The sequence below is a fragment of the Pantoea sp. CS_6 genome (assembly GCF_041954745.1).
GTDB lineage: Bacteria > Pseudomonadota > Gammaproteobacteria > Enterobacterales > Enterobacteriaceae > Pantoea > Pantoea stewartii.
This window is the reverse complement of the sequence record NZ_JAVAYG010000004.1, coordinates 137,012-153,105: the sequence shown is the minus strand read 5'-3', so window position 1 is coordinate 153,105 and position 16,094 is coordinate 137,012. Positions and strand designations below refer to the sequence as shown.

Annotated in this window: 14 protein-coding genes and 1 other RNA gene; 10 read left to right on the top strand and 5 right to left on the bottom strand. The window is 54.1% G+C overall.

The window, feature by feature from the left end; translation table 11 throughout:
- Positions 1-117: 117 nt before the first annotated feature.
- Both rpiA and serA read left to right on the top strand, forming a co-directional pair.
- A complete protein-coding gene (gene rpiA, locus RAC90_RS07910; RefSeq protein ID WP_033739634.1) occupies positions 118-777 on the top strand; it encodes a ribose-5-phosphate isomerase RpiA in 660 nt (219 codons plus the stop codon).
- A gap of 279 nt (positions 778-1,056) precedes the next feature.
- Positions 1,057-2,295 (top strand): phosphoglycerate dehydrogenase, encoded by a 1,239-nt coding sequence (serA, locus tag RAC90_RS07905; RefSeq protein WP_006120831.1) that lies wholly within the window; start codon positions 1,057-1,059, stop codon positions 2,293-2,295.
- 42 nt (positions 2,296-2,337) lie between these two features.
- On the opposite strand, the gene RAC90_RS07900 is transcribed toward serA, so the two are convergent.
- The 3 genes from RAC90_RS07900 to zapA all read right to left on the bottom strand — a co-directional run bounded on the left by RAC90_RS07900 (position 2,338) and on the right by zapA (position 3,564).
- Positions 2,338-2,934, bottom strand: coding sequence for a 5-formyltetrahydrofolate cyclo-ligase (locus RAC90_RS07900; RefSeq protein ID WP_375124203.1), 597 nt, complete (start codon positions 2,932-2,934; stop codon positions 2,338-2,340).
- 77 nt (positions 2,935-3,011) lie between these two features.
- Positions 3,012-3,195: non-coding RNA, 6S RNA (gene ssrS, locus RAC90_RS07895), on the bottom strand.
- 39 nt (positions 3,196-3,234) lie between these two features.
- Positions 3,235-3,564: a cell division protein ZapA gene (gene zapA / locus RAC90_RS07890; protein WP_006120829.1), complete on the bottom strand. Its 330-nt coding sequence runs from the start codon at positions 3,562-3,564 to the stop codon at positions 3,235-3,237.
- Between the two features lie 170 nt (positions 3,565-3,734).
- Here zapA and RAC90_RS07885 point away from each other — a divergent pair, with 170 nt between their 5' ends.
- The 8 genes from RAC90_RS07885 (at position 3,735) to RAC90_RS07850 (ending at position 13,759) form a co-directional block, all read left to right on the top strand.
- A complete protein-coding gene (locus tag RAC90_RS07885; RefSeq protein ID WP_375124244.1) occupies positions 3,735-4,313 on the top strand; it encodes a YecA family protein in 579 nt (192 codons plus the stop codon).
- Positions 4,314-4,346: 33 nt separating this feature from the next.
- Positions 4,347-5,669: a Xaa-Pro aminopeptidase gene (pepP, locus tag RAC90_RS07880; protein WP_080752861.1), complete on the top strand. Its 1,323-nt coding sequence runs from the start codon at positions 4,347-4,349 to the stop codon at positions 5,667-5,669.
- On the top strand, positions 5,666-6,844 hold the full coding sequence (gene ubiH / locus RAC90_RS07875) for a 2-octaprenyl-6-methoxyphenyl hydroxylase (RefSeq protein ID WP_375124202.1): 1,179 nt from the start codon (positions 5,666-5,668) through the stop codon (positions 6,842-6,844). The genes pepP and ubiH overlap by 4 nt, the downstream gene beginning before the upstream one ends.
- A 13-nt stretch (positions 6,845-6,857) precedes the next feature.
- A complete protein-coding gene (ubiI, locus tag RAC90_RS07870) occupies positions 6,858-8,060 on the top strand; it encodes an FAD-dependent 2-octaprenylphenol hydroxylase (RefSeq protein WP_033739628.1) in 1,203 nt (400 codons plus the stop codon).
- Positions 8,061-8,492: 432 nt separating this feature from the next.
- The gene (gcvT, locus tag RAC90_RS07865) at positions 8,493-9,590 is read left to right on the top strand and encodes a glycine cleavage system aminomethyltransferase GcvT (RefSeq protein WP_375124201.1); all 1,098 of its coding nucleotides are present in this window, start codon (positions 8,493-8,495) and stop codon (positions 9,588-9,590) included.
- A gap of 24 nt (positions 9,591-9,614) precedes the next feature.
- Entirely contained in the window at positions 9,615-10,001 is a 387-nt protein-coding gene (gene gcvH / locus RAC90_RS07860; protein ID WP_033739626.1) for a glycine cleavage system protein GcvH, read from the top strand.
- Between the two features lie 81 nt (positions 10,002-10,082).
- Positions 10,083-12,956, top strand: a complete 2,874-nt coding sequence (gcvP, locus tag RAC90_RS07855) for an aminomethyl-transferring glycine dehydrogenase (protein ID WP_375124200.1) — start codon at positions 10,083-10,085, stop codon at positions 12,954-12,956.
- A 59-nt stretch (positions 12,957-13,015) separates the two neighbouring features.
- On the top strand, positions 13,016-13,759 hold the full coding sequence (locus RAC90_RS07850) for an SDR family oxidoreductase (RefSeq protein ID WP_033739622.1): 744 nt from the start codon (positions 13,016-13,018) through the stop codon (positions 13,757-13,759).
- A gap of 34 nt (positions 13,760-13,793) precedes the next feature.
- Here the strand turns inward: RAC90_RS07850 and RAC90_RS07845 are convergent, their stop codons facing one another.
- Together RAC90_RS07845 and RAC90_RS07840 are read right to left on the bottom strand one after the other, a co-directional pair.
- Positions 13,794-15,221 carry a 6-phospho-beta-glucosidase gene (locus tag RAC90_RS07845; protein ID WP_375124199.1) on the bottom strand — a complete coding sequence of 476 codons (1,428 nt, stop codon included), beginning with the start codon at positions 15,219-15,221 and terminating at the stop codon, positions 13,794-13,796.
- Positions 15,222-15,335: 114 nt separating this feature from the next.
- Positions 15,336-16,055, bottom strand: a complete 720-nt coding sequence (locus RAC90_RS07840) for a MurR/RpiR family transcriptional regulator (protein ID WP_054633252.1) — start codon at positions 16,053-16,055, stop codon at positions 15,336-15,338.
- Between the last annotated feature and the right edge of the window lie 39 nt (positions 16,056-16,094).

Below are 16,094 nucleotides of genomic sequence, written 5' to 3'. Positions count from 1 at the left end.
GGTATTTTTGTGGGCTGGCTTCCAAAGCATTAAATCCGCCCAATGCATCCGAGCATTTTCAGCAAACCTTGCTTTATACTACGCGCATTTTCTTATCGCACAGGTTCTAAACATACCATGACGCAGGATGAACTGAAAAAAGCTGTTGGTTGGGCTGCACTTGATTATGTCCAGCCAGGTACGATCGTCGGCGTGGGAACAGGCTCTACCGCTGCCCATTTTATTGATGCGCTCGGCAGCATCAAACACCAGATTGAAGGTGCCGTGTCCAGTTCTGAAGCCTCCACGCAAAAGCTCAAAAGCCTCGGTATTCAGGTGTTTGATTTGAATGAAATCGATGACCTGGCCATCTATGTTGATGGTGCCGACGAAATTAATCCCCAGATGCAGATGATCAAAGGCGGCGGTGCCGCGCTGACCCGCGAAAAAATCGTCGCGGCCGTGGCTAAAAAGTTTATCTGTATTGCCGATGCATCGAAAGAAGTCGACGTGCTGGGGCGTTTTCCGTTGCCCGTTGAAGTGATTCCCATGGCACGCAGCTACGTCGCGCGTGAACTGGTCAGACTGGGCGGTTTGCCTGAGTATCGCCAGAATGTCGTCACTGACAACGGTAATATCATCCTGGACGTGCATAATCTGCGTATTCTGGATCCCATTGAGCTGGAAAAAACCATTAACGCGTTACCGGGCGTCGTCACCGTCGGGCTTTTCGCTACCCGGGGTGCCGATGTGGCGTTGATTGGCGGACCGGATGGGGTCAAAACGCTGAAAAAATAACGCGACGGGCGCATAATTTGCGCCCGCGTTTTTTAATTAAAAAAAAACTTTTCTCGCCAGGCTGAAATTTGGTGACTTATGTCACATAAGCGTCATCAACAGCGGGTTCATTCTCCCCGATGCGGCCAACCCACGATTTTGTCCGGCAAAGTTTGGCTTCTGAATCCAGCCAGCCAGCCGGTCAGGCAATCGTTTGTATTGCTGCTGGCGTTTTTTTTGATATTTTGACTGCTGGCTGACTGCGTTCAGTCCTCGTTGAATTCTGAATAGGGTTGGGAAATGGCAAAGGTTTCACTGGAAAAAGACAAGATTAAGTTCCTGCTGGTGGAAGGTGTCCACCAGAGCGCGCTGGACAATCTTCGTGCTGCAGGTTACACCAATATTGAATTCCACAAAGGCGCACTGGATAGCGAGTCATTAAAGGCTTCCATCCGTGACGCGCACTTTATCGGTATCCGTTCCCGTTCCCAACTGACTGAAGAGATTTTTGCCGCAGCAGAAAAACTGGTCGCTGTGGGCTGTTTCTGTATCGGTACCAACCAGGTTGATTTAAATGCGGCGGCAAAGCGCGGTATTCCCGTTTTTAACGCCCCGTTTTCTAACACGCGCTCGGTCGCCGAACTGGTGATTGGCGAAATGCTGCTGATGCTGCGTGGCGTGCCAGAAGCGAACGCCAAAGCTCATCGCGGTGTCTGGAATAAGATTGCTAAAGGTTCATTCGAAGCGCGCGGTAAGAAGCTGGGCATTATCGGCTATGGTCACATTGGTATGCAGTTAGGCGTGCTGGCCGAGGGCCTGGGCATGCACGTGTATTTTTATGATATTGAAAATAAGCTGCCGCTGGGTAATGCCTCGCAGGTGCGAAGCCTGACGCAGTTGCTGAATATGAGCGATGTCGTCAGTCTGCATGTGCCTGAAACCGCCTCGACACAAAATATGATCTCTGCTGACGAGCTGGCGCAGATGAAACCTGGCGCGCTGTTAATCAACGCCTCACGCGGCACCGTCGTGGATATTCCGGCACTGTGTGACGCGCTGGCCAGCAAGCAGGTCGGGGGCGCGGCCATTGACGTGTTCCCGGTTGAGCCAGCCACAAACAGCGATCCGTTTGTCTCGCCACTGAGTGAGTTCGATAATGTCATTCTGACGCCACATATCGGGGGTTCCACCGAAGAAGCGCAGGAAAACATTGGTATTGAAGTGGCAGGCAAACTGGCGAAATATTCCGATAACGGTTCAACGCTGTCTGCAGTGAACTTCCCTGAAGTGTCCTTGCCGATGCACGGCGTCAGCGCAAGCCGTCTGCTGCACATTCATGAAAACCGTCCGGGTGTGCTGACCGCAATTAACCAGATTTTTGCCGAACAGGGCATCAATATCGCGGCGCAGTACCTGCAAACCTCACCCATGATGGGGTATGTGGTGATTGATATCGATGCCGAGCACGAACTGGCAGAGAAAGCGCTGCAGCTGATGAAGGCTATCCCTGGCACTATCCGCGCCCGTCTCCTCTACTGATTTATCGACATAATCAACCCAGGCGCACAACAGTGCCTGGGTTTATTCTTCCCACAACCACAGCGTTGACGGCGTCAGCACGGCGGGCAAAGGAATATCCCAGGCCGCCACAGGCAGCGAATCGACCAACTGGCAGTCGTGCGCGATGCCAACCGGTAAAAAAGCGTGCTGTTTCCAGTTTTGTAACGTGCGGTCGTAAAAGCCGCCCCCCATGCCCAGACGCTGACCACTGCGATCAAAGGCCACCAGCGGCACCATCATCACATCCAGTTCGTCCAGCGTAACCATATGCCGGATATCGAGTGGCGGTTCAGGAATACGTAGCTTGTTCGGGCTCAGCGGCGTTTCTGGCGTATAGCGCAGAAAAAGCAGATGACCGGCAGAGAAGGGATGAAGCACAGGAAGATAAACGCGTTTGTTCTGCTGCCATAATTTTGCGATAAGCGGACGCGTATTAATTTCCCCATCGACGGATAAGAACAGCGCGACGTTTTGGGCGTCGGAGACAGGCGCAAAGTTAATCGCGTGTTCCGCAAGCTGTTCGGCGGCAGTATGTTGCTGTTCGGGGGTTAAGGCGCGACGTAAATAACGAACATGCTGACGAATGTCCTGTCGCTGAAGTAAAGAGGGTTCTGACATGGTGTCCCCAAGAAGAAGTCGCCTGAGCGACGCACTATATCATGTCTGGTGGGGGATAATGCAGTACAACCAGAAAGGAGATCTCCGAGATGCCGCCGTAGGCTGTAACCCTTGAACCCTTGGTTCAAGGTGAACATGCCGTCGCAACCATCAGGCTTCTCGGACGGACCGAGCATGCTCACAGGTTGCGGAGCGTCACATTCTGTTGGTATGAAATATCGGCTCAGGGGACTGGCCCACTTGCAAACATCTCAGAGAAAATTGACTTCACCGTCAGTGTAGCACAGTGACCATGAAGTATTATTCGAACTTCGCATCCTGACGATCAGTTATGCGACCTTGCTCAACTAATGCCTGCTCTATCGTCTGCTGTAACATACGGATTCGTTGTTCCATATTAGCAGCATAGTCGCGCGTCTTGTTTTTTTCTTGTGCCAGTTCATGGCAAATGTTTAACGCGGCAATGAACACCAGTTGCTCTGTATTGGTGACTCTAGTGCGAACTTTTAAATCTTGCAACCGTTGATTGAGATCTTCCGCCGCCGCGTTCAGCGCATCTTGCTGTTCAGGCGGACAATTTACTCTCAAAGAACGACCAAAAATTTGTAAATCTACCGGTTGTGCAGACATGCCACCTTCCTGACTGATTACCTGGCTCGCCATTCCCTTAGCCTTCAATGGCCTGGGAGGCGGGCAACTATATAGACCTGAGAAATAAGATACAACCCCTTTTCTGGAAACCTTGAGGCAGCTAGTGGTAGCATACCACGAACTCTTACAGCCAACGACGATGAAAAATGATGTCTTCACAGAACGCAACCCCTGATTACAATGCGCTGGCGGCGGCGCTCTCACAGCACGGCGTCGGAATGACACCTGCCGAAATGCACGGATTACTCAGCGGTATTCTGTGTGGCGGTAATCAGGATACCAGCTGGAAAACGCTGGTCCACGATCTCGCGAATGAAGGCATGGCTTTTTCGCACACGCTGGCCCAGCCGCTGCAGGATTTGCATGCAAATATTACGACGGCGCTTGAAGAAGATGGCTTTCTCTTTCAACTGATGCTGCCCGACGATGATGACATCACCGTGTTTGATCGGGCGGACGCCCTGGCTGGCTGGGTAAACCATTTTTTACTCGGCCTGGGCGTAACTCAGCCTAAACTGGATAAGGTCACCGGCGAAACCGGCGAGGCCATTGATGATCTGCGTACTATCGCGCAGCTTGGCTATGACGAAGACGAAGATCAGGAAGAGCTGGAGCAGTCGCTGGAGGAGGTGAGCGAGTACGTCCGCGTCGCGGCGCTACTTTGTCACGATACGTTCACGCGCCCGCAGCCAACCGCACCTGAAGTACAGAAGCCAACGTTACACTAAGCCAGATATCTCAGTTCAACAGGGAGTGCAGACATGATTTCACTGGAGACCTTCCAGCAGCGTCGTCAGGCGCTGTTAGCGAAAATGGTTCCGGGCAGCGCAGCGTTAATTTTTGCGGCGCCTGAAGTAACGCGCAGTAACGACAGCGAATATCCGTTTCGTCAAAACAGTGATTTCTGGTACTTCACAGGTTTTAATGAGCCTGAAGCCTTATTGGTGCTGATCAAAAGTGATGAGAACCACAACCACAGTGTGCTGTTTAATCGTGTCCGCGACCTGACCGCAGAAATCTGGTTTGGTCGCCGTCTGGGCCAGGAGGCGGCACCGGCAAAACTGGGTGTGGATCGCGCACTGCCCTGGAACGATATCGGTGAGCAGCTTCATCTTTTGTTGAACGGTCTGGATGAGGTTTATCACGCGCAAGGGTTATATCCTGAGGCTGACAAGCTGGTGTTCAGTGCACTGGATAAACTACGTCGCGGTTTCCGCCAGAACCTGAGCGCCCCTGCCAGCCTGACAGACTGGCGTCCCTGGGTGCATGAGATGCGCCTGTTCAAAAGTCCGGAAGAAATCGCCATTCTGCGCCGTGCAGGTGAGATCAGTGCGCTGGCCCATACGCGCGCTATGCAGGCCTGTCGCCCCGGCCTGTACGAATATCATCTGGAAGGCGAAATTCATCATGAGTTTAACCGCCACGGTGCGCGTTTTCCCTCCTACAACACCATCGTCGGTTCCGGTGAAAATGGATGTATTCTGCACTATACCGAGAATGAATGTGAGCTGCGGGATGGCGACCTGGTGCTGATTGATGCGGGATGTGAATGGCAGGGGTACGCAGGCGATATTACCCGCACCTTCCCGGTAAACGGTAAATTCTCACCCGCTCAACGTGCTGTCTACAACATCGTGCTGAAATCATTAGAGACGGCATTATCCCGTTTCCGGCCTGGCGTCAGTATTCGCGAGGTGAATGATGAGGTGGTGCACATCATGGTGACCGGTCTGGTTGAACTGGGCGTGTTGCAGGGCGAGGTTGACGCGTTAATTGCTGAAGACGCGCATCGCAAATTCTTTATGCATGGCCTGAGCCACTGGCTGGGGCTGGATGTCCATGATGTGGGGCACTACGGCACGCCAAGCCGGGATCGCATTCTGGAACCGGGCATGGTCATTACTATTGAACCAGGCTTATACATTGCCCCCGATGCCGACGTGCCGGTGGAATACCGCGGTATCGGCATTCGCATTGAGGATGACATTGTGATCACTGAAACAGGTAACGAGAACCTCACTGACAGCGTGGTGAAAGATCCAGATGCTATTGAGGCGCTGATGGCGGCGGCACGCGCAGGATGACCGTCCTCATCGCGGGTGGCGGAATGACCGGTGCCACGCTGGCGCTGGCTATTTCGCACCTGACACAGGGCGCGCTGCCCGTCACGCTGATCGAAAGCAGCGAACCTGCCAGCCGCGCGCATCCAGGTTATGACGGCCGTGCCATTGCGCTGTCTGCCGGCACCTGTCAGCAACTGGCCAATATTAATCTCTGGCAGCGCATTGCCCCCTACGCAACGCCGATCACAACGATCCATGTTTCCGATCGGGGTCATGCGGGTTTTGTCTCACTGGCGGCCAGCGACTATGCGATTCCCGCGCTGGGCCAGGTCGTCGAATTGTTCGACGTAGGCCAGCGTTTATTCGCGCAGCTTAAACAGGCTCCCGGCGTCACCCTGCGCTGTCCGGCACGGGTCACCAATGTGAACCGTACTCAGGCGCACGTGAAGGTCACGCTGGATAATGATGAACAGCTGGACGCTGATGTGCTGGTAGCGGCTGATGGCTCGCGTTCGGCTGTTGCGGCAGCCTGCGGTATTCAGTGGCAAACCGAAACTTATCAGCAGCTGGCACTCATTGCGAATGTCACCAGCGAGATACCGCACCAGGGGCGGGCCTTTGAACGGTTTACTGCGTTCGGCCCGCTTGCCCTGCTGCCGATGTCTGACAACCGTCTGTCGCTGGTGTGGTGTCATTCATTGGATAAGCGCCCGCAGCTTGAGCGCTGGGACGACGAGACGTTTCTCAGCGAACTTCAGCGCGCGTTCGGCTGGCGACTGGGGAAATTTACCCACACCGGTAAACGCGATATCTATCCGCTGGCATTGCAACAGGCCGAACCGGTCGTTTCACATCGTGTTGCCACCGTGGGCAACGCAGCCCAGACGCTGCACCCTATTGCCGGGCAGGGATTTAACCTGGGCCTGAGGGATGTCATGTCCTTAGCCGAAACCCTGGCCACCGCGCACCGGCAGCAACAGGACCCTGGCAGCTATGCTGTCATGCAGCATTACCGCCAGCGTCGCCAACAGGATCGGGCCACGACAATCGGTCTCACCGACGGTCTGGTGCGCCTGTTTGCCAACCGCCATGCACCGCTGGTCGTCGGGCGCAACCTTGGCCTGCTGGCAATGGATCATCTGCCGTTGCTGAGAAATCTTCTGGCCGAGCGCACGCTTGGCTGGGTTAAGCGTTAACTGAGAGGCACTGATGCAAACTTATGATGTGGTGATCGCCGGTGGCGGTATGGTAGGACTGGCCGTGGCCTGCGGTCTGCAGGGCAGTGGCTTGCGTATCGCCGTACTCGAACAAGCGCCCGAGCCGCAATTTGATGCCACCGCTTCTCCGTCTGTCCGCGTATCGGCTATCAATGCGGCCAGTGAACGTCTTTTACAAAAACTGGATGTCTGGTCGACGATCCTGTCGCTCAGAGCCAGCCCTTATCAGGCCATGGAAGTCTGGGATCGTGACAGCTTCGGTGCTATCTCATTTGACGGTGAGCAGCAGGGCTTAACCCATCTCGGGCACATTATCGAAAACCCGGTGATTCACTGCGCCTTATGGCAGCGAGCCAGGCATTGCAGTGACGTGACGTTGCTGCCGTCGTCACATCTTCAGCAGGTGGCATTTGGCGATAACGAAGCCTTCATTACGCTACAGGATGGCGGCATGATGAGCGCACGGCTGATGGTTGCCGCAGACGGTGCCAATTCCTGGCTGCGCAACAAAGCCGATATTCCGCTGACTTTCTGGGATTATGAACACCATGCCCTGGTGGCGAACATCCGTACCTCCATGCCACATGATGGCGTCGCGCGTCAGGTATTCCATGGGGATGGCATTCTGGCGTTTCTGCCGATGCAGGATCCGCATCTGTGCTCCATCGTCTGGTCGCTGTCGCCCCAGGAAGCCACCCGGCTGGAAACGATGCCTGAGGCGCTCTTTAATCAACAGTTGTCGGTGGCGTTTGATATGCGCCTTGGCCTGTGCGAACTGGAAGGCGAACGGAAGGCATTCCCCCTCACGGCACGCTATGCGCGCAGCTTTGCTGCACATCGGCTGGCGCTGGTGGGTGATGCTGCGCATACCATTCATCCGCTGGCCGGGCAGGGTGTCAATCTCGGTTTTATGGATGCCGCAGAGTTGATTGGTGAAGTTCGCCGCCTGCATCAGCAGGGCAAAGATATCGGGCAGCACCTCTATCTGCGCCGCTATGAACGCAGCCGTAAACACAGTGCCGCCATGATGCTCGCGGGCATGCAGGGATTTCGTGAGCTGTTTGCGGGCAATAATCCGGCTAAAAAGCTGCTTCGCGATGTCGGGCTAAAATTGGCTGATAATTTACCGGGCGTGAAACCTGTCATGTTGCGGCAGGCGATGGGCCTGAACGACATTCCCGCCTGGCTTCGCTGACGCGAATCCCTTTCTTAAAGCCAGCGTAATTGCTGGCTTTTTTATATTAAAAAAAGGACTGCACCGTAAAAATGCAGTCCTGCACCGTTGCAGCGCCTCATTTGATTTATTCTAATTTTGCGTGATGTTTCGCATTACTTATTTTTATTCGACGCCATTTTTGCTTCGCTATTTTTTTAACATCTTGCGTGTCAGTACGAATAAAATGGCTGTAAAAAAATGAATAGGTCGTATTTGTTGTGTGTTTAATCACAGAATTACAGTCTTTTGTCCTGCTTTTTCTTTTGCGCGGTTAGGCTGTGCGCCTGCGTTCGACCTCGCTTTGCTTATGGTTAATCGACCCGTTCAGTGGTAACGTCATTGCAAAGAGAACGTTTGCGTCGACTCCCGGCGGCGTGGTTTCAAACTTACTTGTTTCAGCACAGGATAGTTATGACTCAGCACACACCTCTGTTTGACCAGCATCAGGAAAACGGTGCGCGTATGGTGGATTTCCACGGTTGGATGATGCCGCTGCACTATGGCTCCCAACTGGATGAACATCATGCTGTTCGCAACGACGCAGGCATGTTTGATGTTTCGCACATGACCATCGTCGATCTGCACGGTGCACGTACGCGTGAGTTTTTGCGTTTTCTGCTGGCAAACGATGTCGCGAGGCTGACGCAACCCGGCAAAGCGCTTTACACCGGCATGCTGAATGCGTCGGGCGGCGTGATTGACGATCTGATCGTGTATTTCATGGATGAGACGTTTTTCCGCCTGGTCGTGAACTCTGCGACGCGTGAAAAGGATCTGGCATGGATCAATGAGCATGCGCAGGGTTATGGCGTGGAAGTCCGCGAGCGTGACGATCTGGCGATGATCGCCGTGCAGGGCCCACAGGCCCAGCAAAAAGCACAAACGCTCTTCAGTGATGCACAGCGTCAGGCTGTACAAGGTATGAAGCCGTTCTTTGGCATCCAGGCCGGGGAGCTTTTTATCGCCACCACCGGTTATACCGGCGAAGCAGGTTACGAGATCGCGCTACCTGCGGCGCAGGCCGTTACATTCTGGCAGCACCTGCTCGCTGCGGGCGTCAAACCCGCCGGACTGGGCGCACGTGATACATTACGTCTGGAAGCGGGCATGAATCTTTACGGTCAGGAAATGGATGAAAGCGTCTCACCGCTGGCCGCCAACATGGGCTGGACCCTGTGCTGGGAACCGGCGGACCGCAATTTTATCGGGCGCGAAGCACTGGAAAGTCAGCGCGAAAAAGGCACTGAAAAACTGGTTGGCCTGATCCTGACAGAAAAAGGCGTACTGCGTAACGGCCTGCCCGTGCGTTTTACGGATAGTCAGGGGCAGATGCAGCAGGGCATTATTACCAGCGGATCTTTCTCACCAACGTTGGGTTACAGCATTGCGCTGGCCCGCGTGCCTGCGGGCATTGGCGAAGACGCTATCGTCGAAATCCGCAACCGTGAAATGCCCGTAAAAGTGACTAAACCCGTTTTCGTTCGCGCCGGCAAGCCGGTTGCGCAGTAAAACATAATTACAGGAGAAAGGGCGATGAGCAATGTGCCAGCTGAGTTGAAATACCGCGACAGTCATGAATGGCTGCGCAAAAATGCGGATGGATCTTACACCGTCGGCATCACCGAACACGCGCAGGAATTACTGGGCGATATGGTCTTTGTGGACCTGCCAGAAGTAGGGGCGACGTTCGCTGCCGGCGAAGAGTGCGCCGTCGCCGAATCCGTAAAAGCGGCTTCCGATATCTATTCACCTGTCAGTGGCGAAATTATCGCCGTGAACGACGCGCTGAATGATTCCCCAGAACTGGTTAACAGCGAGCCTTATCAGGACGGCTGGTTATTCCAGATCAAAGCCAGCGATGAGTCAGAACTAGACTCACTGCTGGACGCGGATGCCTACAAAGCATCTATTGACGAGTAATCGTTGCGCGGCCTCCAGATGAGGCCGCCGATATCTGACCAGCACTCTCTGTTACCCAGCCCGATTCAGGATTTACAGCTCATGACTCAGACTCTCAGCCAGCTTGAACACAACGGTGCGTTTATCGAGCGCCATATTGGTCCGTCGCCAGAACAACAGGCCGTTATGCTGGAGGCGATTGGTGCCAGCTCTCTGGCGTCGTTGATTGGTTCTATTGTTCCCGCCGACATTCAGTTGCCCGGTCCGCCCGCGGTTGGCGATGCGGCAACCGAACAGCAGGCGCTGGCAGAGTTAAAAGCGATTGCCGCGCAAAACCTGCGCTACAAATCCTTGATCGGCATGGGATACAGTGCGGTGATAACGCCGCCCGTTATCCTGCGGAACATGCTGGAAAATCCGGGCTGGTACACGGCTTACACGCCGTATCAGCCCGAAGTTTCTCAAGGGCGCCTGGAGGCGCTGCTAAACTTCCAGCAGGTCACCATTGATCTGACCGGCATGGATATCGCGTCCGCTTCACTGCTGGATGAAGCCACCGCGGCGGCCGAAGCGATGGCGATGGCAAAACGCATCAGCAAACTGAAAAGTGCCAACCGCTTCTTTATTGCTGATGATATCCATCCGCAAACGCTGGATGTGGTACGGACCCGCGCCGAAACCTTTGGTTTTGAACTGATTATCGACAGCGCGGAGAAAGCCCTGGAGCACGATAATCTGTTTGGTGTCCTGCTTCAGCAGGTAGGCACCACGGGCGAGGTACACGATTACACCAGCCTGATTGCCGAGCTGAAAACCCGTAAGGTGGTCGTCAGCGTGGCCTCGGATTTTATGGCCCTGGTGTTACTTGAATCGCCGGGCAAGCAGGGCGCGGATATTGTGTTCGGTTCCGCTCAGCGCTTTGGTGTACCAATGGGCTATGGCGGTCCTCATGCGGCCTTCTTTGCCAGCCGTGATGAACACAAGCGTTCTATGCCTGGCCGTATTATCGGTGTCTCCCGCGACGCCGCTGGCAACACCGCGTTGCGTATGGCGATGCAAACTCGCGAGCAACATATCCGTCGGGAAAAAGCCAACTCCAATATCTGTACCTCTCAGGTGCTGCTGGCCAATATCGCAGGACTGTATGCCGTGTTCCACGGGCCTGTTGGGCTGAAACGTATCGCTTCACGTATTCACCGCTTCACCGATATCCTGGCTGCCGGACTGCAACGTGGCGGACTGAAGCTGCGTCATCACCACTGGTTCGACACGCTGACAGTGGACGTGACCGATAAAGCCGCCGTGTTAAACCGTGCGCTGAGTTTCGGCGTTAACCTGCGTAGTGATATTCATAACGCTGTCGGTATCACGCTGGATGAAACCACATGTCGTGAAGACGTTGCGACATTGTTCGCCATCCTGCTGGGCGATGATCATGGTCTGGATATCGATCAACTTGATAGCCAGGTTGCGGCAGACAGCCAGTCAATCCCTGCAAGCCAGCAGCGCGTCAGCGACATCCTCTCTCACCCTGTGTTCAATCGCCATCACAGTGAGACCGAGATGATGCGCTATATGCACAGCCTGGAGAAAAAAGATCTGGCTCTCAACCAGGCGATGATTCCGCTGGGTTCATGCACGATGAAGCTTAACGCTGCCGCAGAGATGATTCCCATCACCTGGCCTGAATTTGCCGAAATGCATCCGTTCTGCCCGGCAGAACAGGCGGGCGGCTACCTGCAAATGATTGGCCAGCTTTCCCAGTGGCTGGTTCAGCTTACCGGTTACGATGCGCTCTGCATGCAACCGAACTCCGGTGCACAGGGGGAATACGCGGGGCTGTTAGCGATTCGTCGTTACCATGAAAGCCGTGGTGAAGGTGAACGTCATCTTTGCCTGATTCCCAGCTCAGCACACGGGACCAATCCGGCCTCAGCCCAGATGGCGGGCATGGATGTGGTGGTCGTGGCCTGTGACAAACAGGGTAATATCGATCTGGGCGACCTGCGCGAAAAAGCCGCACAGGCGGGCGATAAACTGTCATGCATCATGGTGACCTACCCATCCACGCACGGCGTGTACGAAGAGACTATTCGTGAAGTGTGCCAGATCGTGCATCAGTACGGCGGCCAGGTGTACCTGGACGGTGCGAACATGAATGCCCAGGTGGGCATTACGACGCCGGGTTATATTGGCGCTGACGTTTCGCACCTTAACCTGCACAAAACTTTCTGTATTCCGCACGGCGGCGGCGGCCCGGGCATGGGACCTATTGGCGTGAAAGCGCATCTGGCACCGTTTGTACCCGGTCACAGCGTGGTGCAGATTGATGGTGTGCTGACACAGCAGGGCGCTGTCTCTGCTGCACCGTTTGGCAGTGCTTCCATTTTACCAATCAGCTGGATGTACATCCGCATGATGGGCGCGGAAGGGCTCAAGCAGGCCAGTTCGGTGGCGATTCTCAATGCCAACTACATCGCCAGCCGTCTGAAATCAGCTTATCCGATTCTGTATACCGGGCGCGATGGTCGTGTGGCGCACGAATGTATTCTGGATATTCGTCCGCTGAAAGAGCAGACCGGGATCAGTGAACTGGATATTGCAAAACGCCTCATTGACTACGGTTTCCATGCGCCAACCATGTCATTCCCGGTCGCGGGCACGCTGATGGTAGAACCTACCGAATCGGAAGGCAAACTGGAGCTGGACCGCTTTATTGATGCCATGCTGGCGATTCGTATGGAAATTGGGCGGGTGGAAAAGGGCGAGTGGCCAATGGATGATAATCCGCTGGTTAACGCGCCTCACACACAAATGGAAATGACTGGCGAATGGACGCATCCTTACAGCCGCGAGCTGGCCGTTTTCCCGGCAGGCAGCCACAATAAATACTGGCCAACAGTGAAGCGCCTGGATGATGTTTTTGGTGACCGCAACCTGTTCTGCTCATGTGTACCGATTAGCGACTATGCCTGAGTCGGGTTAACACAACTGTTTTGAGGGCCGGTTTTCGGCCCTTTTTTATGGAGGCTCAGATGAAACTCGCGCTTGTTACTGGCGGTAGTCGCGGCATTGGCCGTGCGACCGCCGTTTTACTGGCGACACGGGGCTACCGTGTGGCCGTGAATTATCGCGCGCGCGAAAGTGAAGCGCAGCGGGTAGTGGATGAGATTGTGCGTAACGGCGGAGAAGCCTTTAGCGTACAGGCCGATATCAGTGAGGAGGCGCAGGTCATGGCGCTGTTTCAACGGCTGGATCAGGAGAACCTGCCGCTCTCGCTGCTGGTAAATAACGCCGGTATCCTGTTTCAGCAATGCCGTCTTGAGCAACTGGACGCGGCGCGCATTCAACAGGTTTTTGCGACAAATGTCACGGGCACCTTCCTCTGCTGTCGTGAAGCCGTCCGGCGCATGGGAACGCACCTGGGAGGACTGGGCGGCAGTATCGTGAACGTTTCCTCTGCGGCAGCCCGTACGGGTTCTCCCGGTGAATATGTCGACTATGCCGCATCGAAGGGCGCGATGGATACGCTGACGAAAGGACTGTCACTGGAGGTCGCGCAACAGGGAATTCGCGTCAATGGCGTGCGGCCCGGTCTGATCTACACCGGGATGCATGCCGATGGCGGGGAGCCCGGCCGCGTTGACCGACTGGCGAGCGGCGTTCCGATGGGACGTGGTGGACATGCCGAAGAAATTGCAGAAGTGGTGGTCTGGCTGGCCAGCGATGCGGCCTCTTACATCACCGGCAGCATCATTGATGCCGCCGGCGGGCGGTAAATTCATGCCGCAGCGTGACGCTGCGGCAGCCGACTTACAGCTTTTCACCGTTACTGGCGATAACCTGCTGATACCAGGCAAAGCTTTTCTTTTTCGCGCGTGAGAAATCACCGCTGCCATCGTCGTTTTTGTTAACGTGAATGAAACCGTAGCGCTTGTCGTACTGGCCGGTCGTAAAGGATACACAATCGATGCAGCCCCACGGCGTATATCCCATCAGATCCACACCATCATGAATGACGGCTTTTTTCATCTCTGCGATATGCGCCGCCAGATACGCAATGCGGTAATCATCTTCGATCACGCCCTGCGCATTCGGTTTGTCGATCGCGCCAAAGCCGTTTTCCACAATAAACAGCGGCTTCTGGTAGCGTTCGTACAGATCGTTCAGCACATAACGCAGGCCAACGGGATCGATCTGCCAGCCCCAGTCTGAGGCGCTGACATGCGGGTTTTTGACCACTCCGTCAAAACCGGTAATGGGGTCGTCAACACCGCTGGCGCTGTGCTGCACGGCATTACTCATGTAATAGCTGAAACCGATGTAATCGGCACAGCCCTGACGCAGGGTATCTGCATCCTCTGGTTGCATCTCAATGTGGTAGCCTTTGCGTTCCCACTCTTTCAGCGCGTAGGCAGGGTAGTAACCGCGCATTTGTACATCGCTAAAGACATAGCGTTGATGCATCGCTTCTTTAGCCAGCATGACATCGTCAGGATGGCAGGAGAACGGATAAACCGGCACCATGGCGATCATGCAGCCAATTTTGAAGTCCGGGTTGATCTCGTGTCCGCGCTTCACCACCCGGGCACTGGCAACGAACTGATGGTGCATGACCTGATACATCGCCTGTTCAGGTTTTTCATGGTCGGTGAAAATAACGCCGGAACAGCAGTAGCCAAACAGCGGATATTGCCAGTTACGTTGGTTGTTAATTTCGTTAAAGGTCATCCAGTATTTAACTTTATTTTTGTATCGTTCCAGCACGACTTCACTGAAACGCACAAATAAATCGACGACTTTACGGTTATGCCAGCCGCCATACTCTTTTACCAGGTGGTAGGGCATTTCAAAATGGGAAAGGGTGATTACTGGTTCGATGCCATATTTCAGTAATTCATCAAACAGGTCATCATAAAACTGCAGGCCGGCTTCGTTAGGTTGCTGCTCATCGCCATTAGGGAATATACGCGTCCACGCAATCGAGGTACGGAAGCATTTAAATCCCATCTCCGCAAATAACGCAATATCCTGCTTGTAGTGTGAGTAAAACTCGACGGCCTGATGATTAGGGTAAAATTTTCCGGGCTGAACGCCATCGGTAATGACACGATCCACGCCGTGTGCACCCCCTGTCAGCACGTCAGCGATGCTAATACCTTTTCCACCCTGATCCCACCCGCCTTCAACCTGGTGAGCCGCGACGGCACCGCCCCACAAAAATGTGTCTGGTAAGCTCATTACCCACTCTCCAATAAAGATAAAATTGGGCTGAGTGTAGCAAAGCACTTTATAAAGTCACGGTATAACACCGTGCGAAAAAAGGGATTTGTCACAGCTAAAAAACGCTGTGTTTTACTGGCTTAACCGTCGTCCAAGCGATTCGATAATATAAATCGCCGGTACCTGAGTGGTAATATCGCAGTTATCCTCCAGGCGGATAACCGGGACGTGATAGGAAACCGTAAAGTCGCTCATTTTTGCCAGCGAACAGTTTTCACTGTTGGTGACCGCAATAATTTTGCATTTATTCAGGCTAAACTGGCTGGCGATACGCAGTACTTCTTCTGTTTCGCCCGAGACAGAAAGGATGATCGCCAGGGCATTTTCATACAGGCTCGGACTGACGGGATAATAAGGATCATCAATAGCATGACTGAATTTCCCCACATTCGAAAAAAAACGTGCACCGTATTTTCCCAGGCTTCCTGATGTGCCCACACCAATAAAAAAAACCCGCTCAGCCTGCCTGATCATCGCGGCTGCCTGGGTGATGACCTGCTCAAATTCAGCATTATTGATGCTTTTAAAAAAACTCAGCATATCGGCCGGGCCAGAGACCGGTAAAGCTGGGGCCGTGTGTTCCTGGGCCAGCCGCAGACGGATACGAAACTCAGACCAGCCTTCACAGTGCATTTTGCGACAGAAACGCAGCACGGTGGTAGTTGACACGGCGGCCTGCTCCGCCAGTTCACGAATGGTCATGTAACTGACACTTTCACGATGTCTGATGATGTACTGATAAACCTGCAATTCCAGATCGTTGAGCGTGGCAAGATCGTGATGCGCGAACATGAAAAAATCACCAGATAGTTGACCAGTCAGCATTTTAAC

Excerpts from the sequence above, each read along its gene's own strand:
- rpiA (WP_033739634.1), top strand. The coding sequence starts at position 118 with ATGACGCAGGATGAACTGAAAAAAGCTGTTGGTTGGGCTGCACTTGAT.
- serA (WP_006120831.1), top strand. The coding sequence starts at position 1,057 with ATGGCAAAGGTTTCACTGGAAAAAGACAAGATTAAGTTCCTGCTGGTG.
- RAC90_RS07900 (WP_375124203.1), bottom strand. The coding sequence starts at position 2,934 with ATGTCAGAACCCTCTTTACTTCAGCGACAGGACATTCGTCAGCATGTT.
- zapA (WP_006120829.1), bottom strand. The coding sequence starts at position 3,564 with ATGTCTGCACAACCGGTAGATTTACAAATTTTTGGTCGTTCTTTGAGA.
- RAC90_RS07885 (WP_375124244.1), top strand. The coding sequence starts at position 3,735 with ATGTCTTCACAGAACGCAACCCCTGATTACAATGCGCTGGCGGCGGCG.
- pepP (WP_080752861.1), top strand. The coding sequence starts at position 4,347 with ATGATTTCACTGGAGACCTTCCAGCAGCGTCGTCAGGCGCTGTTAGCG.
- ubiH (WP_375124202.1), top strand. The coding sequence starts at position 5,666 with ATGACCGTCCTCATCGCGGGTGGCGGAATGACCGGTGCCACGCTGGCG.
- ubiI (WP_033739628.1), top strand. The coding sequence starts at position 6,858 with ATGCAAACTTATGATGTGGTGATCGCCGGTGGCGGTATGGTAGGACTG.
- gcvT (WP_375124201.1), top strand. The coding sequence starts at position 8,493 with ATGACTCAGCACACACCTCTGTTTGACCAGCATCAGGAAAACGGTGCG.
- gcvH (WP_033739626.1), top strand. The coding sequence starts at position 9,615 with ATGAGCAATGTGCCAGCTGAGTTGAAATACCGCGACAGTCATGAATGG.
- gcvP (WP_375124200.1), top strand. The coding sequence starts at position 10,083 with ATGACTCAGACTCTCAGCCAGCTTGAACACAACGGTGCGTTTATCGAG.
- RAC90_RS07850 (WP_033739622.1), top strand. The coding sequence starts at position 13,016 with ATGAAACTCGCGCTTGTTACTGGCGGTAGTCGCGGCATTGGCCGTGCG.
- RAC90_RS07845 (WP_375124199.1), bottom strand. The coding sequence starts at position 15,221 with ATGAGCTTACCAGACACATTTTTGTGGGGCGGTGCCGTCGCGGCTCAC.
- RAC90_RS07840 (WP_054633252.1), bottom strand. The coding sequence starts at position 16,055 with ATGTTCGCGCATCACGATCTTGCCACGCTCAACGATCTGGAATTGCAG.